The following is a 23,514-nucleotide window of genomic DNA, read 5'->3' on the forward strand; positions in this document are numbered from 1 at the left end:
TTTTACTGAAATGAGAAACTATTAATTGCTGCTACACCTTTTAAGCATTTTGGCACATTAGGAGCATCAGTATTACTGGCAACATAATGGTAAACTCCATTTGGATAATCTGAAGTATTAGCTGTAATTCCACCACATTCATCTAAACCTGAAGGTTCAATTTCATAGGCATATATTGGAAATCCATCTTTTGCGAAACCTATTAATTTACTATTGGAAACCTGATTTACTAATGTACAGGATACATCATTAATACCGTTAGATTCTAAAACCTGATTGATGGATTCTGCTACAAAATGCATATGATAATAACCAGCAGGATCATGATGACCACCACAAGGATCGATAGCAGGTATATTTCCTACTCCAAGCACAGGACCATTAGCAACAGAAGGAGGATCACCATTAATTGGTACTCCATCTATAGTTACACCGATCAACTCTACAGTTTCTATATTGTTGTTACTTGAGGCTAAAATTGGCTCTACAGGAATTAAAAAAGTTAATTGCAAGTTATTATTTGGTACAGCTTGTAAACAAAAAGAATAGCCACCTGGATCTGGAGGATTAGTAAAATCGTCAATATTTATATTTCCATTATTATCTACAATGTCAAAACCATCAGCTTCCATAGCAGTAAACAGACTCTCTTTGATGACTTGAAACCCTGGATTTGTAGCTCCATCATAAAAACCTAAGCCACCAATTTCATTAATTGTTGTAGGACAAAATGGGCCATTGTCTACTGGGTTACTTGAAAACTCCAATTGATAGCATTCTCCTTCAGAACCATCTTCAAGAGTGCATGGCACTTTTTGATAGGAGATTAAAGATGCTGCATTAAAATATGATTCTTTAATTAAATCCTCATTTGGATCATCATCATTATTATCTTTAGTATCACTATCACTACTACAAGCAGTTAGTGTTAACATAAATAAAAACATTACGAAACCAAATGTTTTCAGATTTTTAAAGGTTGTTATATTTATTTTCATGCTGTTTTTTTAATTACTATTTTCTTGATTTCATTTTAAAAAGTGCTACTAAAGTAAGAATAACAAATAAAATACTTATCAATTTCATAGAAAAAGCTTCGCAATTACTCACGAAGCTTTTAACAAAACTAACCAATCAAATCAATATTCTATTTTATCTTTTTTCTTTACGCTCTCTCTTTTTCGGCTTAGGAGCATTTTCAAATTCCTTTTCTGTAATAAAACCATCTTCGTCAGTATCCACTTTTGTAAATACTTCTTTTAAAGGTCCTTTTACTTCGTCTTTTGAAAGCTTACCATCTTCATTTGCATCTAAATCTTTTAATAGTTGTTTGAATGTTGGTGGATTTTTTCGATCTTGACCATTTCCTGGTTGTCCAAAAGAACTATTTGACACCAATACTGTCATTCCAAGAGCTAGAACTGACATTCTTAATTTGCAATTTTTCATCGTTACTATTTTTTGTTACATAAAGTTTAGATGGCATTGATTTGAAAAACTTGTGCTAGCCATTGTTAAAAAAAGCATAAAAAAAAGACTCTAATATTTAGAATCTTTTTAAAAGTTAATGCTTTGGTGGTGGAGGTGGCATATCACCTTCCCTTCCCCTATTTGAAGGAGGACCTTGACCGTTTTTTCCTTTTCCATGAAGTGCATGTCTCAATATCTGTTCAAACTGATTTTTCTGACTTTCATTACAAATATTTTGTATATCTCTAAAATGATTAAATGTTTCTAGGTCTTTTAATTTAGCTAACTTTCCTATTTGATTAGTAATTGAATCTATTTGAAAAGTATTTATAGTTTCATTTGAAATTCGGTCAAACAAATCATCTTTTAGTTTTCTTTCTTCATCTAAAACCACTTCAATTCTTTTAAAATGTGCTGCTTTTAACGCTTCGAACTTCTGCTTTTGAATTTCATCAAAATTTAATTCTCTAGCAATAAAACCGTCCTGTTTTCCGCTTGGTCTTTTAAAATTTGGTTTTCCTAAATAATTAAATAAGAAAAAACCGTTAACTACCACTAGAAAAACTAATAAGATGTATAAGAGCTTATTTTTCTTCATAATCATAATTCTTTAATTAAAAATAGATTGATAATCAGTACTAGTTAAACTATAAGTTTGTGCAAACTCGTCAATTTCTTCACTAGAAGTATTAGAATCTAATTGTGTCATTGCGAATACATTTAAAACCACAAAAACCATCAAAGTTACTAGTTGTAACTGTGGAGAAAACCATGACCAAACTTTTGCTTGACTTTTATCTTTTTCAGTAAACAAACGTTGCATTGCCTTATCCTTAAAAAATGGAGACACTTTTACATCATTAACTGCATCAACACTATTTAAAACGTCGTCAATTTTATCTTGTATGTTATTATATATTTTCATACTCATATTTTTAGATGTTATTTCTTTAAAAAACTTGCGTTATTGATCATTTTTATAAAAATGTTCTAATGTGCATTGTAAATTTTTCTTAGCACGAAACATTAAAGATTCTACGGATGACATACTCTTCTCTGTGATTTCACATACTTCCTGATAACTTTTTCCATCAACTTTATGTAATGTAAACACCAATCGTTGCGCTTCAGGTAAGCCATTAATTGCAAGAAAAAGTGTTTCACTCTTCTCTTTATTTTCTAAAATAATTCCTGGATGATTCATTTCTGTGAAATAATTGGTTTTATCAATTTCAAAACCATCACCAGTTAAAGATTGTAAAAACGCAAAACGTTTTTTGGTGTTACGTTTTCTTATGAACTCTAAACATTTATTAGTTGTAATTTTATAAATCCAAGTTGAGAGTTTAGATTGTCCTTTAAATTTAGAGATTGAATTAAATACTTCTACAAAAACATCTTGAGCAATATCCTCTGCATCTTCTTTATTTGGCACAAAAGACAAACACGTCGCAAATACTTTGTGCTGAAAATCATCAAGTAACTTGCTATAAGAAGCTCTACTCTTACTTTTTAATTCTTCTATAAATTCGTTGTCTGTCAAAAAATAGCTAAATTTTACTTTGTTAAATTTAGATGCGTTTTAAAATAAAAACTTGTGTTTCTAAGTATTTATTTTCAAATGATAACACTTTCCCATAAACACTTCAATATACCAACTTTTAATGTACCTTTGCATGCTTAATTTTTTATAATGCGATTACACAGAAATTTATGCTTTGCAGTTATTGATGGATTAACTTTAATCTTCAATGAAGGAAAATATGCAGACAAAGTCATTCAACAACTTCTTAAACGTGATAAACGTTGGGGAAGTCGTGATCGTGGATTTGTTGCAGAAACGGTCTATGACATTGTTAGATGGAAACGTTTATATGCTGAAATTGCTGAAGTAAAAACACCTTTTGACAGAGATAATCTTTGGCGAATTTTTGCTGTTTGGGCAACATTAAGAGGCATAAAATTACCAGATTGGAAATATTTTGAAGCAACACCAACTCGTAAAATCAAAGGTCGTTTTGACGAATTATCACAAACAAGAAAATATAAAGAATCTATTACAGATTGGATGGATGAACTTGGTGTTAAAGAACTAGGTGAAACTGTTTGGTCTAAAGAAATTTCAGCTTTAAATGTTCAGGCTGATGTGATTTTAAGAGTGAATACCTTAAATACAACTAAAGAAAAATTACAATCTGAACTCTTTGACTTAGGATTAGAGACTGAATTTATAAAAGGCCATCCAAATGCATTACGTTTAAAAGAACGTGCAAATGTATTTCAAACGGAAGCCTTTAAAAATGGTCACTTTGAAGTTCAAGATGCATCTTCACAATTGGTTGCAGAATTTTTAGATGTGAAACCTGGAATGCGAGTTGTAGATGCATGTGCAGGAGCTGGAGGAAAAGCATTACACTTAGCTGCTTTAATGGAAAACAAAGGTCAGGTGATTGCATTAGATATCTATGGTAATAAACTCAATGAATTAAAACGAAGAGCTAAACGCAATAAGGCCTTTAATATTGAAACAAGAGCTATTGAATCGACTAAAGTTATCAAGAAACTTTATGATAAAGCAGATCGTGTTTTAATTGATGCGCCTTGTTCTGGATTAGGTGTTTTAAAACGAAATCCAGATGCTAAATGGAAACTTCAACCTGAGTTTATTGAAGACATCAAAAAAACGCAACAAGAGATTTTACAACAATATTCTCGCATTGTGAAAGCTGGTGGTAAACTAGTGTATGCGACGTGTTCAGTTTTACCTTCAGAAAATAGAAAACAAGTTGACATTTTTTTAACATCTAAATTAGGAAAAGAGTTTACCTTTATAAAAGAAAATAACATTTTTGCTCACAAATCTGGATTTGACGGATTTTACATGGCATTGCTAGAAAAGAAAAAATAAAATACAATGAAGCATTTTTACACTTTATTAATTACACTTATAACTTTAACTGCTTCGGCACAAATTCCGGCTAATTACTATGATCATGCCACTGGTACAGGTTATACTTTAAAAACACAACTTAAAAGAATTATCAATAACACTGATGATCCTGAGATAAGCAATACGATTGAAGAAGAACATAATCCGCAAAGTTATAATTCTTTAGATGGTTTTAATTCTACTTACGAAAGAGATTATTATTATGAAGCTGCTGGAAGCAATACCATTTTAGATATGTATTCAGAAAATCCTTCTGGTGCAGATCCTTATACATTTTCGCCAGGATCTGACGAATGTGGAAACTATAGTGGTGAAGGTGATTGTTACAACAAAGAACATGTGATTCCACAATCCGTTTTCGGTTCGCAAAGTCCAATGTATAGTGATGCGCATCATTTAATTCCTACTGATGGTCGTGTTAACGGGTTTAGGGATAGTTATCCTTTTGGCCGTGTAAATGACAGTCAATTAGTATCGCAATCTGGAATTGATAATCCTACAGATAACGGATCAAAACTTGGAAACAATTTAAATAGTGGTTACTCAGCTGGTTACTCAGGCCGAGTTTTTGAGCCTATCGATGAGTTTAAAGGTGATATTGCTCGTATTTATTTTTACTTCGTTACACGTTATGAAGATCAAGTATCATCTTGGTCATCATATCCAATGTTTGATGGAAGTTCTGATAAAGCATTAGCTGATCCGTTCTTAAATATTTTAGTGACTTGGCATCAAAATGACCCTGTTTCTGCAAAAGAAATCGACAGAAACAATAATATTTATTATAGCCATCAAAACAATAGAAACCCATTTGTAGATCATCCAGAATATGTAGCTTTAATTTGGGACACAACTCCTGATACTGAAGCACCTTCTGATCCAACAAACTTAGTGGCTTCAAACCCAACAGATAATAGTATCGATTTAACTTGGACTGCTTCAACCGATAATATTGCAGTGGCTTCTTATGATGTGTATGTTGATGGAACGAATACGTTTAATACAACTGAAACGACTTTCACTGCTACAGGATTGACTGCAGATACTAATTATTGTTTTACTGTTAAAGCTAAAGACAACTCAGGTAACGAATCTAGTTTTAGTAATCAAGATTGTGAAACAACAACAGACAATGGAAGCTCTGGTGGTGATATCGATATTTTCTTTTCTGAATACATTGAAGGGTCTGGTCAAAATAAAGTATTAGAAATTGCTAATTTCACTGGAGCAGATGTTAATTTATCCGTTTACACAATTAAACTTAGTGCAAATGGTGCTGCAGGTTGGACATCAGGATTTACATTTCCAAATGGTGCAACCATAACAAACCAAGATGTATATGTTGTTGCAAATGGTGGTGCATCGGTTTGTTCGGGTGAATACGATTATCTAAATAATGACATGACGTCGTTTAATGGAAATGACGCTATTGGATTATTTAAAAATGATGTCCTTTTAGATATCATTGGCGAATTAGGAAATGCTGCTGTATATGGAGAAGACATAACCCTAATTAGAAAGTCAACTGTTGATAGACCAACAACAACATTCGATATTATAAATGAATGGGACGAGTCTGATAACTGTGATGATTTAGGTGATCACACTCAAACCTTAAGTATTGATGATGTTGCATTAAATCAATTTAAAGTATACCCAAATCCAGTAAAAAACGTATTAAACATTGAACTTCAATCAGCTAAGAAAACTCAAGTGGAGATCTATAATGTTTTAGGAAAACGTGTTATTTCTAAAACGATTAATACTTCGGCAACAATACAAACTGAACATTTATCTAACGGTGTTTACATATTACGCTTAACACAAGGCAATTCAACAATCAGTAAAAAGTTGATTAAGAATTAAGTACAAAATATTTGTTTACAAAAGACCAATATAATTGATTTTATATTGGTCTTTTTTCGTTAATAACAACGTGAATAACTCTAAATATTCGAATGAATAATATGTGTTAAATACATTGAAAAAAAGTAAATTTGTTTTTTACAAAACACAACACAAACTAAGACATAATGATTCATTTCTTCGGAAACCAAAACAGTAAAGTATTTGCTGTTCAAGTCACAAAAGAATTATCAACCGAAGCCATTTCAAAATTGGTATGGCTTTTTGGCAACCAACCCAAAATAGAACAAGCATCTCTCGATGCTTTTTTTGTTGGACCAAGAGCTGCGATGATAACGCCTTGGAGTACAAATGCTGTTGAAATCACCCAAAACATGGGAATTCAAGACATCCTAAGAATTGAAGAATTTAAAGCTACACCTGAAGATTTCAAGGATTATGATCCAATGATTTCTGAAAAATTCAAAAGTTTACATCAAAGTACATTTACGGTTGAAGTCAAACCTGAGCCCATACTGAATATTGAAGATATTTCAGCATACAACCAACAGGAAGGTTTAGCTCTAAATAATGAAGAAATAGACTACTTAGAAGGTGTTTCTAAAAAAATTGGTCGTCCGTTAACCGATTCGGAAGTTTTTGGTTTTTCACAAGTCAACTCAGAACATTGTCGTCATAAAATTTTCAACGGAACTTTTATAATCGACGGAGAAGAACAACCAATTTCTCTATTCAAAATGATTAAAGAAACATCGAAGCAACATCCTAACGATATTGTTTCAGCTTATAAAGATAATGTCGCTTTTATCAAAGGTCCGAATGTGGAACAATTTGCACCTAAACGTGCTGATATTCCAGACTATTATACTACAAAATATTTTGAATCTGTTATCTCTCTAAAAGCCGAAACACATAATTTCCCAACAACTGTTGAGCCTTTCAATGGAGCAGCTACAGGTTCTGGAGGAGAAATTCGCGATAGATTAGCTGGAGGAAAAGGATCGTTGCCATTAGCTGGAACTGCGGTTTATATGACCTCGTATTCTCGCTTAGAAGACAACAGACCTTGGGAACAAAAATTTGAAGCTAGAGATTGGTTGTACCAAACTCCGATGGATATTTTAATAAAAGCATCAAATGGCGCTTCAGACTTTGGCAACAAATTCGGACAACCTTTAATTTGTGGTTCAGTGTTAACTTTTGAACACGAAGAAAATTCATCTTCGAGCACTTCAAAAGCTAGAAAATTAGGCTATGACAAAGTCATCATGCAAGCTGGAGGCATTGGTTATGGAAAAGCAGAACAAGCTCTAAAAGACACTCCAAAAAAAGGCGATAAAATCGTTATTCTTGGTGGAGAAAATTACAGAATTGGAATGGGAGGAGCAGCAGTTTCTTCGGCAGATACAGGAGAATTCGCTTCTGGAATTGAACTAAACGCTGTGCAACGTTCTAATCCAGAAATGCAAAAACGTGCTGCAAATGCGGTTCGAGGTATGGTAGAAAGTGAAGAAAACTTTATTGTTTCTATTCATGATCATGGTGCTGGTGGACATTTAAATTGTTTATCAGAATTAGTAGAAGATACAGGCGGAAACATCGATTTAGATAAACTACCTGTTGGAGATCCAACATTGTCTGCAAAAGAAATTATTGGTAATGAATCTCAAGAACGAATGGGATTAGTCATTGCTAAAAAACATATAGATACGTTACAAAAAATAGCTGAACGTGAACGTTCTCCAATGTACACCGTTGGTGATGTTACAGGAAATGATAGATTTACTTTTGAGTCAAAAACCAAAGGTGATAAACCTATGGATTTAGCTTTAGAAGATATGTTTGGCTCTTCACCTAAAACTATTCTAACAGATACAACTGTTGAAAGAAATTATAAAAATTCACGCTATAAAACGAAGAATTTAAACATCTATTTAGAGCAAGTGTTACAGCTTGAAGCTGTTGCTTGTAAAGATTGGTTAACAAATAAAGTTGATCGTTGTGTTGGTGGCAAAGTTGCAAAACAACAATGTGTTGGGTCTTTGCAAATTCCGTTAAATAATGTTGGCGTAATGGCTTTAGATTATAATGGAAAAGAAGGCATTGCAACCTCAATTGGCCACTCTCCTATTTCAGGTTTAATTCATCCAGAAGCTGGAAGTAGAAATTCAATTACTGAAGCCTTAACCAATATTATTTGGGCACCTTTAAAAGATAATTTACAATCCGTTTCATTATCTGCCAATTGGATGTGGCCTTGTAAAAATGAAGGTGAAGATGCTCGTTTATACAAAGCTGTTAAAGCAATTTCAGAATTTTCTATCGATTTAGGAATCAATGTTCCTACAGGAAAAGATTCGTTATCTATGAAGCAAAAATATCCTGATGGCGAAGTTATTTCTCCAGGAACAGTAATTATTTCTGCTGCTGCAAATTGTAATGAAATTTCTAAAGTTATCGAACCTGTTTTACAAGTTGATGGTGGAAATATCTACTACATCAACATGTCACAAGACGATTTTAAATTAGGAGGAAGTTCGTTTCATCAAGTATTAAATACCATTGGAAATGAAGCGCCAGATGTAAAAGATTCTGCGTTTGTAAAAAACACGTTCAACACTATTCAAGGTTTAATAAAAGCTGATAAAATTGTTGCAGGTCATGATGTGGCTTCAGGTGGATTGATTACCACTTTATTAGAATTGTGTTTTGCTGATGTAAATTTAGGTGCAGATTTCGATATCTCTTCTTTAAACGAAGAGGATTCTATAAAAGTATTGTTTGCTGAAAACTCTGGACTTGTATTTCAAGCTGATGCTTCAATAGAAGCTATTTTATCAGAACAAAACATTGAGTTTTTCAATATTGGTTCTGCAAATACTTCAGGACAAGTAACGATTAAAAACAATGAAGATTCTTTCGCTTTTGATGTTTCTAAATTAAGAGATGTTTGGTACAAAACGTCCTTCCTACTCGATCAAAAGCAAACAGCAAATGATTTAGCTGAAGAACGCTATAATAATTATAAAAATCAACCTTTAAGGTATACGTTTCCTAATCATTTCACAGGGAAACTAAATGATATGTTGTCAGGTCGAGCGCAGTCGAGACCTCTTGACAACCTCTCGACTGCGCTCGATGAGACAAGACGCCCTAAAGCTGCAATCCTTAGAGAAAAAGGAAGTAACTCTGAACGTGAAATGGCAAATGCAATGTATTTAGCTGGATTTGATGTTAAAGATGTTCATATGACAGATTTAATTTCTGGTCGTGAAACTCTTGAAGATATTCAGTTTTTAGGTGCAGTAGGTGGCTTTTCAAATTCTGATGTTTTAGGTTCTGCAAAAGGTTGGGCTGGAGCAATCAAGTACAACGAAAATGCAAACAAAACCATCAAAAATTTCTTTAAAAGAGAAGACACATTATCTGTTGGAATATGTAATGGTTGTCAGCTATGGATGGAATTAGATCTTATCAACCCAGAACATGAAGCCCATGGGAAAATGATTCATAATGAATCGAAGAAACATGAAAGTAGTTTTACATCTGTTACGATTCAAAAGAATAATTCTGTAATGCTTTCTTCTCTTGCTGGAAGTACTTTAGGTGTTTGGATTTCTCATGGAGAAGGGAAATTTAATTTACCTCAAAGTGAAGATCAATATGATATCGTTGCAAAATATGGCTATGAAACTTATCCTGCAAATCCTAATGGATCAGATTTCAACACAGCAATGCTCTGCGATAAAACTGGTCGTCATTTAGTAACTATGCCACATATTGAACGGTCTACCTTTCAATGGAATTGGGCCAATTATCCAACAGATAGAACAGATGAAGTATCGCCTTGGTTAGAAGCTTTTATTAATGCGAAAAAATGGATAGAAAACAACTAATCAACGTAATAATTTTTCCAGAAACTCTTGTTTATTCCGTCTAGAAACAGGTAATTTTTTTCCATTCTCTAAAACCACATAACCTCCATCATTTTTGTTGAATTTTGAAATATAATCAAGATTCACTAAATGCGATTGATGAATTCTAAAAAACCCAAAGTCACTCAACATCGTATCGTATTCTTTAATCGTTTTTGAGACGATGATTCGCTTTTCATTAGCTAAATAAATTGATGTATAATTATCATCTGCTTCACAATGTATAATCTGATTTAATTTTACTAGCTCAATGCCTTCAGACGTTGGAAATGCAATCTTTTTAATACTGCTTTGATTTCCTAACAAGACTTCTAATTTGTTATGAATTCCTTTTAGTCCTATTTCTTTTTGATATTTATCGATAGCATCAATAAGCTCTTGCGGATTTATTGGTTTTAACAGATATGCAATAGCACTAATTTTGAACGCTTTAATTGCATAAGCACTATAAGCTGTAACAAAAATGACACTAAACTGAATGTCATCAAAAGACTCTAATAGCTTAAAACCTGTGCCATCAGTCATTTCAATATCTAAAAACACCAATTCTGGATTCTCTTTTTTTATAAGCTCTATTCCACTTGACACACCATCAGCCTCACCAAGAACCTCAACATTTTTACAGTATTTCTGTAAAAAATTACTGAGTGTTTTGCGGCTCTTTTTTTCATTGTCTATGATAACGCTTTTAATCATAATAAGTCTTGCGTATAAGGCATTTCAATATTAATTTTTGTACCTGATGCGATATTGTTTTCATACAAATCTTCAATTGTTATTTGGTAAGTTTCATTAGTGATTTCTGAATAATTAGCTAATCGCTCTTTAATTAATTTCAATGCTAACGACACATGTTCTCTATTTGGAGATGTATCTTTTTTAGATGCTGCTTCGCGTCCAATACCATTGTCGATAATATTACAAATTAATACACCATAAGTCATATTGTTTTGAATGGCTTTCTTCATTTTAATATCTACCTTAATTAAACCTTCAGACTTTTTGGGTTCTAATCCATGTAAGATAGCATTTTCAATAAAGGGCTGCAAAATCATTGGAGGAATCATAGCTATTGATTCGTCGATATCATTAGTATTGAACTTATAATCAAAGCTGTTTTCAAATCGTAATTGTTCAAGATTAACATATGCTTCTAAAGCATTAAAATCATCTTTCAAAATGATAAATTCTTCTTGTGAATGCTCTAATATTTGTCGCATTAAATGTGAAAATCGGGATAAATATATTTCTGAATCCATAGTTTTATTCTCAGACACATAACTCTGAATTGAGTTCAAAGCATTAAAAATAAAATGTGGATTCATTTGTGAACGCAATAAACGTTGCTCAAGTTCGAAACGCTTGCTTTTAATCCTATTGTACTGATTTAATTTCTTGTATTTATTTGATCGCCAAACAAAATATAATAAGATGATTAATAGTCCCGAAAACACAGAAAAGAAAATCCGAATATTTCGTTGTTTAGCAATTTCTAAATCTTGTTGCTCTAACTTTAAATTTTGGATTTCAATTTCTTTGTTTTTTTGAGACACATCAAAAGTAGTCATCAGTTCTAGAGTTTTCGCTCTAGAACTTTCACTAAAAATAGAATCATTAAGTGTAATTAATTCATCATAATACATAATGGCTTCATTATTTTTCCCACTTTTTTTCAAAGCAGAAATGAGTTCAGAAATAGCATTATAATATGCTTCTTTTTTTCCTACTTTTCTAAAATTTTCAACAGCTTTTCTATAATGTAAAATGGCCTTATTTGAATCATTATTTAGCAAAGCTATTTTTCCTAAACTATAATTTGATTGCGCAATACCTTCATTATCTTGAAATTGGATTGCCAGAGCTTCAGTTTTTTCATATTGAATTTTAGCTTGATCATAATTTTTGTAATAATTATAATTAATGTTACCCAATTGCAAAGTAGCAACACGTAATAATCTATTCAAACTATGTTCTTCACAGATCGTTTTTGCTTCTTCCAAATATTGAATGGCTTCTTCGTACTTTTCTAAACGCTGATAACAAATTCCTGTATTTAGTGTTGATGAAGCATAACCTGGAATAAAATTAAGTGCTTTAAAAATTTCTTTCGCTTTTTGATTATATAGAATAGCCTGTTCATAATCTTTTAAATCGATATAAATATTTCCGAAAGTACCATATGTTGTCCCTTGCAACCTTAGGTTTCTTTGTTTTTCAAAAATGAGTAAAGCCTTATTATAATTTTCAATGGCATCATCATGACGTTCTTTTATAAGGAATGCATTTCCAATATTTCCATAAGCTGAGGCGATAAAAGCCGAATCTCCAATTTTAAGTGCTATTTCTAAACTTTTATTTTGATAATATAAGATAGAATCGGCTTGAGCTGTTTCATTAAACCTTAAGCCTATATAACTTAATAATTTGCATTCTTCCAGTTCATTTTTAATTTCTTTGGCAAGCGTTAGAGCTACTCTATAAAGACTATCCGATTTTTTTGGTTCCTTGTAATAATAGTAATCTCCTAAAACTCCAAGAGCATTCAAGCGATTAGTGTCGTTACTTGAAACTGCCTTAATATTAAGACTATCTATATTTTGAGCTTCAATAAATTGAAAACTCAAAAACACGAACATAACAAATAAGCTGTAAAAGGAAAGCTTCATAACTTTAAAAATAGGAAAATTAATCTTGGTTCTCTAGGTTTTCAATGCGCTTGAGCAAACTGTTTAATAATAGCATAGATTCTGATTCTGACTTTTGAAGTGTTTCAATTTGTTGCTGTTGCGCATCAATAATTTGTTGCTGTTCTTGAATTGCCTTTATTGCAACAACACCAAAGCCAGCATAATTTAATGCTAAATAACCATCTTCAGCTTGTCCAACCAGTTCAGGGAATAAGGGTTCTACATCTTGAGCCATAAACCCAAGTATTTTTTTTCCAGAATCTTCTTGATCTTTATATAAGTAGCGATAAGCTTTTAAATTGTTTACTCTATCAAGTACAAATTCAACCTCAGTAATACTTTTCTTTAATCGTCTATCTGAAGTATCCATATACAGTCCACTTGTAGTCGCTATATAAGCACGTCGCACTCCATTTTCAGCAAAAGAGAAATTCGCGCCTGAATGGTATAGCTTCCAATTATTGGTTGTCACGCTACTTTCAAATCCTATTCCGCCTACGCCTCCTTCAGTATTTGATGACTGTTTTAAATGAATGTCAAAATTTGGAGTCGCTTCCATAATACCAATCCGATTATTGCCTGCATCGACTATAAACATACTAGTTTCATCATCACTTTCTATTCTAAAATCCCTATCTAAACCTTGTTCGTTAAAAATAAATCCTGTGTTGGCATCGAGATCTACAGAAGCAACTCCATTTTCATATATTCTAAAACGTCCATTATTTCCTTCATCAACCAAACTTGCTATGGTTGTTCCTGTTGTGCTACCATCATTCCACCATGTATCATCGCCAAAATAGGTCAACCCAGAACTACTCACTTCAAAATGATTTATTCCATTGTCTTGAACGATAAAATCACCACTTGAGTTTAAATCAAAAGTGAGATTATTTGTACCTTGTGTGATTGTTGTTGCTTGAGTTAAAGTTCCACCTAACACAACGCTGTTGGTATATGCTGTTAATCCATTAATTGCAACGACATCTAAAGTTGGCGCACCACTTAAGGCAGAACCTGTTAGACCATCTCCAGCTGTTATACCAGTTATATCACCTGACGAAACTAATGAAGATAAGTCAACACTAGCTGAATTACCATTTTCTATATAAATTTCTAAATTATATCCACTAAGGATAGCTCCATTTAAGTTTTGATCATCAGACCCTAAACTTGAAGCATCAACCCAATCTATATTTCCAGCTCCATCAGTTTGCAATAACTGATCTAGATTACCATCAGATGTAGGCATGGCATATCTATTTAACAGGGAATCACCTAACTGAAGTTCACCATTAATTCGTAAAATATTATTATCAAATTCACCATATATTAAAGCATTATCAGCATCAGCATTTGAATTCTCTATATAAAGTTTGTCATCTCCAGAAGACATTTGACCAGCAGTATAACCTATAAATATGTTTCCATCTCCGTAAGGAGCAGTACTTCCTGAAGACGTGCCTAAAAAGACATTTCTACTTCCGTAAAAATTACTAAAACCTGCAGCTACTCCCAGAGCAGTATTACTATCTCCTACTCTATTGTTATAAAGAGACCAAAAGCCAAATGCAGCATTATCAGATCCAGATAAATTATTATACATCGATGTATGACCTATAGCCGTATTCGTGTTACCATTACTATTTGACATTAAGGACTCAAATCCTACACCTATATTACCATTGTTCGAACTATCATCATTTAACCCAGCATTAACACCTAAAAAAATAGATGAACCATTATTAGTTCCATCATTATCCGATTTACCATCTACCAAATTATTTATATTATGGATAGGAATATTTAAAAGATCATTGTAATCTTCGCTAAAACTGTTTACCCAACTTATACTTCCCGAACCATCAGTTTGCATAATTTGGCTTGCTGATCCATCTACTGTTGGAAATGCATAACCAGTTCCTATTGGATTTCCTATTTGAAATTCAGAATTTGTTCTTAATATATTGTTGTCAAACTCACCGTAAATTAATGCGTTATCGGAGTTGGCACCAGAATTTTCTATGTACAATTTATTAGATCCAGTCTCAGGAGTACCAGAATTATGGCCTAGATATATATTATGACTTCCTGTACTATTACCAGATCCAGTACGACTTCCAATACCTATATTATAAGAGCCAGTTGTATTAGTGAATAAAGATTCATGACCTAATCCAATATTTTGATTTCCAGTACTATTAAAAAAAAGCGAAAAACTTCCAGAAGCCGTGTTAAAATCCCCATCCAAATTGTAGTAAAGTGCACGAAAACCATTGACAGCATTATCATGACCTAGTGTATTTGAGAACATTGAGAGGCTTCCGTTTGCTGTGTTGTTATTTCCTTGCGTATTTCTTAAAAGTGATTGGTATCCACTGGCTGTGTTAAAATCCCCCGAAGTGTTTCCTGACATTGACGCGCTACCATTTGCCGTATTAAACCGTCCTGAAGTATTTGAATATAAAGAACGATCTCCAGTAGCTGCGTTGTCAGACCCGTTAATATTTAAATACATTGCTCTTACTCCAAATGCCGTATTATTGCCTCCAAAAGTATTAGAATAAAGAGACTGTAATCCACTTGCTGTATTATCATGACCAGTTAAATTTGAATACATAGATTCATAGCCATTTACTGAATTATTGTAACCATTAGTGTTATTAAATAGCGATTGATTTCCATTAGCAGTATTGTTGTTCCCTCCAATGTTAGAAAAAAGTGATCTGTAACCATTTGCAACATTCCAATTACCTACTGTATTGTTAGTAAGCGCATGAAACCCATTTGCTGCATTACCAGAACCTGTAGTATTACTATAAAGTGATTGGTAGCCAATTGTAGAGTTATTATAACCTGATATATTAGTTATCATTGCTTCAAATCCAATTCCCACATTTTTATTATCAGAACTATCATCATTTAAACCAGAATTTATTCCTAAATAAATTGAAGAACCATTTTGAGTACCATCACTATCAGATTTCCCATCAATAAGATCATCTATTTTCTCTATGTTTGAACCACTGGTTATTAGTTTTTCCCAAATAGTTCCATTAAAATAATAATAACCTATTCCATTGCCTCCAGTTACAGCTGCATTAATATTATAAATTAGTAAACTTGTTGCAGCTGTATTCGTACCATCTAGCATAGTTGTTGCAATATTAGGCAAATTCACCCTTGGAATAAGTAGACCTTTATCTGTAGTTACAATATCTAAAACTGAAGATGCATCTGGTGAAGTCGTACCAATTCCAACCTGAGAAAAAGAATTTGAAATTGATATAAAACAAATAAATACTATTAGATACTGCAGAGGTTTCATAATCGATATTTTTTATGATTTACCTTAAAATTAACTTCTAATTAAAGATCAGAAAACAGCCTATTAGTATATGGTAGGTTTAGAGAAGAATTTGGTAGATTTTGCGGAATTGCGAAATATATTGCCTACAAAAAACATTGGTTTTAAATAAAATATGTTATTTTACCTACATAATATTATATAAATGACCCTCAACTATTTTGATCATAGTCCAGTTTCAAATATCATTGAGGAATACTATGAACTAAAATTTAGTAAAAATAGTACTCCCTTTGAATCTATTGTACTACCAATAGGAAACACTCACATCACTTCAGTGTTATATGGTCAACAAAAAGCAATCATTAACAAGACAGAGACACCTTTAAAGGACATTATTATTAGTGGGCAATTCTTCAGGTCTTATCAATTTTCAGCAACAAAAGCAACACATTCTTTAGGGATTAGTTTCCATCCTACAGCTCTATTCAAAATTTTAAATACAGATATTTCACAACTCTATAATAAACATGTTCAATTATCGCAATACAATAAAGATTTATACCTCCTATTAAAGCCTATTTTTGGAAGCCCTCAACCTTCAGAAACAATTGTCAAAAACCTTAACGAACTATTTCAAAATATAAACTTAAACGTTAATAAAAAAACCAATGAAATTGACCAAGCAATTGATATAATAAAGAGCAAAGAAGGTCTTTTAAATATTCAAGAAATACTCGATCAAATAAAAATTTCTCAAAAAACATTAGAAAATCATTTTAAAACAATTGTTGGTTTAACACCAGGAAAATATACACGACTATATAGGTTTTTAAAACTTATGCGCAAATATGAAAGCGAAGAAATTGATTTAAATGATTTGATTCATATGTATGACTATTATGATAGATCTCATTTTACAAAAGATTTTAAATTATTTATGCACCAATCACCTAAAGCATATTTTAATACTAATAACCCATTACTAAACGAATACCTAAATAAGTAATTATTACGTTTTTTTACAACATAACTTCAATATTTGTAAGTAATTTCATAGCTTGTTTGTCTGCTATTATTTGAATCAATTTAATTATAGGGTTATATTTAAGTTTTTTAGTTAGTATTAATTTTAGAAAGACGAATATATAATTAGGAGCTATTGTTATTATAGCTCCTTTTTTATTAAAAAATAATAAGTGCACAAATGTTAGTGATTTGTTATAGCATTTGTGATATCTTCATTTATTAACTACTTTGCATTTCCTAATCATAAATTAATAATGACAGAAGTTACTCGCCTTTTTGATTTTCCATATTACCAATTAGAAAACAAGCCTAATGCTGCTGCTCTGGTGACTAAGTATGATGGCAAATGGATACCAACATCTACTCAAGAATATATAAATAAAGCAAATACAATAAGTAGAGCGTTATTAAAATTAGGTATTAATAAAAATGATAAAATTGCTGTTATTTCTTCTACCAATAGAACAGAATGGAACATCATGGATATTGGAATACTACAAGTTGGTGCACAGAACATTCCAATTTATCCAACTATTTGCGCAGAAGACTACGAATATGTTCTCAATCATAGTGAATCAATTTACTGCTTTGTTTCTGATGAAGAAGTCTTAGAAAAAGTAAATAAAGTTATAGCCAACACTAACATTAAAGAGGTGTACTCATTTAATCAAATTGAAGGTTGCAAGCATTATTCTGAATTATTTGAATTAGGAAAAGATGAAAGCAATCAACCTGAAGTCGAAGCTAGAAAGAACGATGTAAAACCAAACGATCTAGCGACTATAATTTATACTTCTGGAACCACTGGAAGACCTAAAGGTGTAATGCTTTCGCATTGGAATATTACTAGTAATGCTCTAGACAGCTCACCAAGAGTTCCTTTAGTAAAAGGCGAAAATCGTATTTTAAGTTTCTTACCCATTTGTCATATTTTCGAACGCGTATTAATTTACGTATATCAATATGCAGGAACTTCAATATACTTTGCTGAAGGCATTGACAAAATTGGAGATAATGCAAAAGAAATAAAACCTAACTTAATGAGTGTTGTACCTCGTTTACTCGAAAAAGTATTCGATAAGATAATGCTGAAAGGTGAAGAATTAAAAGGTGTAAAAAAGGCACTATTCTTTTGGGCAGTTAAACTCGGTGAAAAATGGGAACCATATGGTGCAAATGGTGTTTGGTATGAATTTCAGCTCAAAATAGCCAATAAACTTATTTTTAGTAAATGGCGAGAAGCACTTGGTGGCGAATTAGGAACTATGGTTTCCGGTAGTGCTGCGCTTCAACCAAGATTAGCAAGGATTTTTGGAGCAGCAAAAATGAGAGTTATGGAAGGCTATGGCTTAACTGAAACATCTCCAGTTGTATCTGTTGGCTTATATAAAAATAAAATGTATAAAGTTGGAGCTGTTGGTAAACCAATAGATAATGTAGAGGTTAAGATTGCAGACGATGGAGAATTATTAATAAAAGGACCCAATGTAATGCTAGGTTACTATAAAGATCCTGTAAAAACTGCCGAAGTCATGACTGATGACTATTTTCACACAGGTGATAAAGGCGAAATTGATCAAGACGGCTTTCTTAAAATTACTGGCCGTAAAAAAGAAATGTTTAAAACATCTGGCGGAAAATATGTAATTCCTCCTCTTTTAGAAAATGATATGAAACAGTCTTTATTCATTGAACAAATTATGGTCGTTGGTGAAGGCGAGAAAATGCCAGCAGCCATCATTCAACCAAATTTTGAATTCATTAGAGATTGGATAAATCATAAAAGGTATTCTATTGGCACTTCAGATACAGAAATCGCAACTTCAGATATTGTTATCAAACGAATTCAGAAGGAAATCGACAAGTATAATCAAAACTTTGGTAAATGGGAACAAATAAAACGTTTTGAACTGACTCCTGATGTTTGGTCTGTTGATAGTGGACACTTAACTCCTACCATGAAAATGAAACGCAAAATAATTAAGGGTATATATCAAGATCTTTACGATAAAATATATCGAAATTAAAAAAAATGCTTCATTTTATTATGAAGCATTTTTTTTACATCACCAATATACTATGCATGCATAATTTTTTCACAAATACTATGCGTGCATAGTATTTTTTAGTATATTTGAAAAACTAATTTCATTACATGAAAGACAAAACAATAGACTACGTACTTAGAACCACTTGGTTAGCAGTCAATAAGATGTATAATGAAGAAGCTTCCCAATTTGGTACAACGATGGCAACTGGTTTTGCACTACTTAGTATAGATCCAGAAAACGGAACGCCTTCTACTTCTCTAGGTCCAAAAATGGGAATGGAAGCTACTAGTTTATCTCGTACACTAAAAACCATGGAAGAAAAGGGTTTAATAATTCGCAAACCTAATCCTGAAGATGGTAGAGGTGTCTTAATACACTTAACAGAATTTGGAAGAGAAAAAAGAAATTATTCAAAAGAAAAAGTAATCACCTTTAATGAAACAGTAAAAAACAACGTTTCTGAAGAAGAACTTACAAACTTCTATAAAGTAGCAGAAGTCATTAATAATATGATTTCAAATAAACAGATATACAACCAAAAAGAACATACTATAAAATAAAATGAGCAAACGTAGAATTAAAAAAATAGCCATTATAGGTTCGGGAATTATGGGAAGCGGAATCGCTTGTCATTTTGCAAACATTGGTGTTGATGTCCTTTTATTAGACATCGTTCCTAGAGAACTTAATGATAAAGAAAAAGCGAAAGGGTTAACGCTTGAAGATAAAGTTGTTAGAAATCGCATGGTAAATGATGCGCTAACGGCTTCAATAAAATCGAAACCAGCTCCTTTATATCACGCATCGTTTAAAAATCGAATTACAACAGGAAATCTTGAAGATGATATTGCTAAAGTAAAAGATGTCGATTGGATTATGGAGGTTGTTGTTGAACGTTTAGACATCAAGCAACAAGTTTTTGAAAAATTAGAGAAATACAGAACTCCAGGAACTTTAATCACTTCAAATACCTCTGGTATTCCTATTAAATTTATGAGTGAAGGTCGTAGTGAAGATTTTCAGAAACATTTCTGCGGAACGCACTTCTTTAATCCTGCTCGTTACTTAAAATTGTTTGAAATCATTCCTGGACCAAAAACGGATGCATCTGTTTTAGAATTCTTAAATGGTTATGGTGAACAATTCCTCGGAAAAACGTCTGTTGTTGCAAAAGATACACCTGCATTTATTGGAAATAGAATAGGAATCTTTAGCATCATGAGCTTATTTCATACGGTTAAAGATTTAGAGTTAACGATTGAAGAAGTCGATAAATTATCTGGACCAGTCATTGGTCGTCCAAAATCAGCAACCTTCAGAACGGTAGATGTTGTAGGCTTAGATACTTTAGTACATGTTGCAAACGGAATTAAAGATAATTGTCCAAAAGACGAATGTAACTCACTTTTTAACCTTCCAGATTTCATCAATACTATGATGGAAAATAAATGGTTAGGAAGTAAAACAGGACAAGGATTTTATAAAAAACATGTCTCTACTGAAGGCAAGAAAGAGATTTTATCTTTAGACTTAAATACTTTAGAATATAGAGGAAAGCAACGTGCACAATTTGCAACGTTAGAAATGACGAAGACTATTGATAAAGTCGTTGATCGCTTTAAAGTTTTAGTCAAAGGAAAAGATAAAGCTGGTGAATTCTATAGAAAGAGTTTTGCTGCTTTATTTGCTTATGTATCGAATCGTATTCCAGAAATCACTGATGATTTATTTAAGATTGATGATGCTATGAAAGCTGGATTTGGTTGGGAACATGGACCTTTCCAAATTTGGGACGCTATTGGTGTTGAAAAAGGAATCGAAATAATGAAAGCAGAAGGCTTAGAACCTAATGCTTGGGTCAAGGATATGTTAACTTCTGGAAGTACTTCATTCTATTCTGTAAAAGATGGTGCAACATATGCATATGACATTCCGAAGAAAACACAACAAAAAATCCCTGGTCAGGATAGCTTTATCATTTTAGACAATATTAGAAAATCTAATGAAGTATTTAAAAACTCAGGTGTCGTTGTTGAAGATTTAGGTGACGGAATCCTTAATGTAGAATTCCAATCTAAAATGAATACCATTGGTGGTGACGTTCTTGCTGGATTAAATAAAGCTATTGATTTAGCCGAAAAAGATTTTGCAGGATTGGTTGTTGGTAATCAAGCTGCGAATTTCTCTGTTGGAGCAAACATCGGAATGATTTTCATGATGGCTGCAGAGCAAGAATATGATGAGCTTAATATGGCTATTAAATATTTCCAAGATACAATGATGCGTATGCGCTACTCGGCTATTCCAACAATTTCTGCTCCTCACGGAATGGCTCTTGGTGGTGGTTGTGAGTTATCAATGCATGCAGATAAAGTTGTTGCTGCTGCCGAAACTTACATAGGACTTGTAGAGTTTGGTGTTGGTGTGATTCCTGGTGGTGGAGGTTCTAAAGAAATGGCTTTAAGAGCTCAAGACATTTTCAAAAAAGGTGATGTTGAACTAAATGTACTACAAGAGTATTTCTTAACCATAGGAATGGCAAAAGTAGCAACGTCAGCTTATGAAGCATTTGATTTAGGAATTCTTCAAAAAGGAAAAGACATTGTTGTTGTGAATAAAGACAGACAGATTGCAACTGCAAAAGCACATGCAAAATTAATGGCTAATGCTGGTTACACGCAACCTGTGAAACGCAATGACATTAAAGTTCTTGGTAAACAAGCTTTAAGTATGTTTTTAGTAGGAACAGATTCTATGGAAGCAAGTCATTACATAAGTGAACATGATAAGAAAATTGCAAATAAATTAGCATACGTTATGGCTGGAGGAGATTTATCTGAACCAACTTTAGTAAGCGAACAATACTTATTAGATCTTGAACGTGAAGCGTTCTTATCACTATGTACTGAACGTAAAACTTTAGAAAGAATTCAGCACATGTTAAAAACTGGAAAACCGTTAAGAAACTAAAAAAATGAAAACAGCATATATAGTAAAAGCATATAGAACAGCAGTTGGTAAAGCACCAAAAGGCGTGTTCCGTTTTAAAAGGACAGATGAATTGGCAGCAGAAACCATCAAATATATGATGAAAGAATTGCCAAATTTAGATCCAAAACGTATTGATGATGTTATTGTTGGAAACGCAATGCCAGAAGGCTCTCAAGGACTAAACATGGCACGTTTAATCTCATTAATGGGATTAGAAGTTATAGATGTTCCTGGTGTTACTGTAAACCGTTTTTGCTCTTCTGGAGTTGAAACTATCGGAATGGCAACTGCAAAAATTCAAGCCGGAATGGCAGATTGTATAATCGCAGGTGGAGCAGAAAGCATGTCTAGCGTACCAATGACTGGATTTAAACCAGAATTGAATTACGATGCCATAGTAAAAGCTGGTCATGAAGATTATTATTGGGGAATGGGAAATACTGCTGAAGCAGTTGCAAATCAATTTAAAGTCTCTCGTGAAGATCAAGATGAATTTGCTTACAATTCTCACATGAAAGCTTTAAAAGCACAAGCTGAAAATCGTTTTCAAGATCAAATTGTACCAATAGAAGTTGAACAAACCTATATTGATTCCAACGGAAAAAAAGCAACGAAATCATATACAGTAACAAAAGACGAAGGTCCTCGTGCTGGTACAAGTAAAGAAGCTTTAGCAAAATTAAGAGCTGTGTTTGCAGCTGGAGGAAGTGTTACTGCTGGTAATTCATCACAAATGAGTGATGGTGCAGCTTTTGTAATGGTTATGAGTGAAGCTATGGTGAAAGAATTAAATCTTGAACCAGTAGCTAGAATGGTAAACTATGCAGCTGCAGGTGTTGAACCTCGTATCATGGGAATTGGTCCAGTAAAGGCAATACCAAAAGCTCTAAAACAAGCTGGATTACAACAAAACGATTTATCACTTATTGAATTAAACGAAGCTTTTGCTTCTCAGTCTCTTGCAGTTATAAGAGAATTAGAATTAAATCCTGATATCATTAATGTAAATGGTGGAGCAATTGCACTTGGTCATCCACTAGGATGTACTGGAGCAAAACTTTCAGTACAGCTATTTGATGAAATGCGTAAACGTGATATGAAAGGCAAATATGGAGCAGTAACCATGTGCGTTGGTACTGGTCAAGGTGCTTGTGGAATATTTGAATTTTTAAGTTAAAAAAATCAATTCTGTCCAGTCGAGCGCAGTCGAAACCTTTTGATCGGACAA

The 23,514-nt window shown here is 32.7% G+C and carries 16 protein-coding genes; 8 read left to right on the top strand and 8 right to left on the bottom strand.

What is annotated here, in order from left to right:
* Positions 1-2: 2 nt before the first annotated feature.
* The 5 genes from MUN68_RS11295 to MUN68_RS11315 all read right to left on the bottom strand — a co-directional run bounded on the left by MUN68_RS11295 (position 3) and on the right by MUN68_RS11315 (position 3,013).
* Positions 3-998: a YHYH protein gene (locus tag MUN68_RS11295; RefSeq protein ID WP_249996181.1), complete on the bottom strand. Its 996-nt coding sequence runs from the start codon at positions 996-998 to the stop codon at positions 3-5.
* A 154-nt stretch (positions 999-1,152) separates the two neighbouring features.
* Entirely contained in the window at positions 1,153-1,449 is a 297-nt protein-coding gene (locus MUN68_RS11300) for an EF-hand domain-containing protein (protein WP_249996180.1), read from the bottom strand.
* 115 nt (positions 1,450-1,564) lie between these two features.
* Positions 1,565-2,068, bottom strand: a complete 504-nt coding sequence (locus MUN68_RS11305) for a Spy/CpxP family protein refolding chaperone (RefSeq protein ID WP_249996179.1) — start codon at positions 2,066-2,068, stop codon at positions 1,565-1,567.
* Positions 2,069-2,080: 12 nt separating this feature from the next.
* Positions 2,081-2,395: a hypothetical protein gene (locus MUN68_RS11310; RefSeq protein ID WP_249996178.1), complete on the bottom strand. Its 315-nt coding sequence runs from the start codon at positions 2,393-2,395 to the stop codon at positions 2,081-2,083.
* Between the two features lie 39 nt (positions 2,396-2,434).
* Positions 2,435-3,013 (bottom strand): RNA polymerase sigma factor, encoded by a 579-nt coding sequence (locus MUN68_RS11315; RefSeq protein ID WP_249996177.1) that lies wholly within the window; start codon positions 3,011-3,013, stop codon positions 2,435-2,437.
* Between the two features lie 150 nt (positions 3,014-3,163).
* On the opposite strand from MUN68_RS11315, the gene MUN68_RS11320 reads away from it, so the two are divergent.
* The 3 genes from MUN68_RS11320 to purL all read left to right on the top strand — a co-directional run bounded on the left by MUN68_RS11320 (position 3,164) and on the right by purL (position 10,182).
* Positions 3,164-4,378, top strand: coding sequence for an RsmB/NOP family class I SAM-dependent RNA methyltransferase (locus MUN68_RS11320; protein WP_249996176.1), 1,215 nt, complete (start codon positions 3,164-3,166; stop codon positions 4,376-4,378).
* Positions 4,379-4,384: 6 nt separating this feature from the next.
* On the top strand, positions 4,385-6,286 hold the full coding sequence (locus tag MUN68_RS11325; protein ID WP_249996175.1) for an endonuclease: 1,902 nt from the start codon (positions 4,385-4,387) through the stop codon (positions 6,284-6,286).
* Positions 6,287-6,453: 167 nt separating this feature from the next.
* Positions 6,454-10,182 carry a phosphoribosylformylglycinamidine synthase gene (purL, locus tag MUN68_RS11330; protein WP_249996174.1) on the top strand — a complete coding sequence of 1,243 codons (3,729 nt, stop codon included), beginning with the start codon at positions 6,454-6,456 and terminating at the stop codon, positions 10,180-10,182.
* Here the strand turns inward: purL and MUN68_RS11335 are convergent, their stop codons facing one another.
* The 3 genes from MUN68_RS11335 to MUN68_RS11345 are packed head-to-tail and all read right to left on the bottom strand — an operon-like array spanning position 10,183 to position 16,236.
* A complete protein-coding gene (locus MUN68_RS11335) occupies positions 10,183-10,917 on the bottom strand; it encodes a LytR/AlgR family response regulator transcription factor (protein ID WP_249996173.1) in 735 nt (244 codons plus the stop codon).
* Entirely contained in the window at positions 10,914-12,887 is a 1,974-nt protein-coding gene (locus tag MUN68_RS11340) for a tetratricopeptide repeat-containing sensor histidine kinase (RefSeq protein ID WP_249996172.1), read from the bottom strand. Before MUN68_RS11340 ends, MUN68_RS11335 begins: the two co-directional genes overlap by 4 nt.
* 19 nt (positions 12,888-12,906) lie before the next feature.
* On the bottom strand, positions 12,907-16,236 hold the full coding sequence (locus tag MUN68_RS11345) for a tail fiber domain-containing protein (RefSeq protein WP_249996171.1): 3,330 nt from the start codon (positions 16,234-16,236) through the stop codon (positions 12,907-12,909).
* Between the two features lie 184 nt (positions 16,237-16,420).
* On the opposite strand from MUN68_RS11345, the gene MUN68_RS11350 reads away from it, so the two are divergent.
* The 5 genes from MUN68_RS11350 to MUN68_RS11370 all read left to right on the top strand — a co-directional run bounded on the left by MUN68_RS11350 (position 16,421) and on the right by MUN68_RS11370 (position 23,463).
* Positions 16,421-17,224 carry a helix-turn-helix domain-containing protein gene (locus MUN68_RS11350; RefSeq protein WP_249996170.1) on the top strand — a complete coding sequence of 268 codons (804 nt, stop codon included), beginning with the start codon at positions 16,421-16,423 and terminating at the stop codon, positions 17,222-17,224.
* A gap of 274 nt (positions 17,225-17,498) precedes the next feature.
* Entirely contained in the window at positions 17,499-19,271 is a 1,773-nt protein-coding gene (locus MUN68_RS11355; RefSeq protein WP_249996169.1) for an AMP-dependent synthetase/ligase, read from the top strand.
* A gap of 128 nt (positions 19,272-19,399) precedes the next feature.
* Positions 19,400-19,855, top strand: coding sequence for a MarR family winged helix-turn-helix transcriptional regulator (locus MUN68_RS11360; RefSeq protein ID WP_249996168.1), 456 nt, complete (start codon positions 19,400-19,402; stop codon positions 19,853-19,855).
* A gap of 1 nt (position 19,856) precedes the next feature.
* Positions 19,857-22,265, top strand: coding sequence for a 3-hydroxyacyl-CoA dehydrogenase/enoyl-CoA hydratase family protein (locus tag MUN68_RS11365; RefSeq protein WP_249996167.1), 2,409 nt, complete (start codon positions 19,857-19,859; stop codon positions 22,263-22,265).
* Between the two features lie 4 nt (positions 22,266-22,269).
* Complete coding sequence (locus MUN68_RS11370; protein WP_249996166.1) at positions 22,270-23,463, top strand: acetyl-CoA C-acyltransferase; 1,194 nt, start codon at positions 22,270-22,272, stop codon at positions 23,461-23,463.
* Positions 23,464-23,514 lie beyond the last annotated feature (51 nt).

Source organism: Psychroserpens ponticola, assembly GCF_023556315.2.
Taxonomy (GTDB): domain Bacteria; phylum Bacteroidota; class Bacteroidia; order Flavobacteriales; family Flavobacteriaceae; genus Psychroserpens; species Psychroserpens ponticola.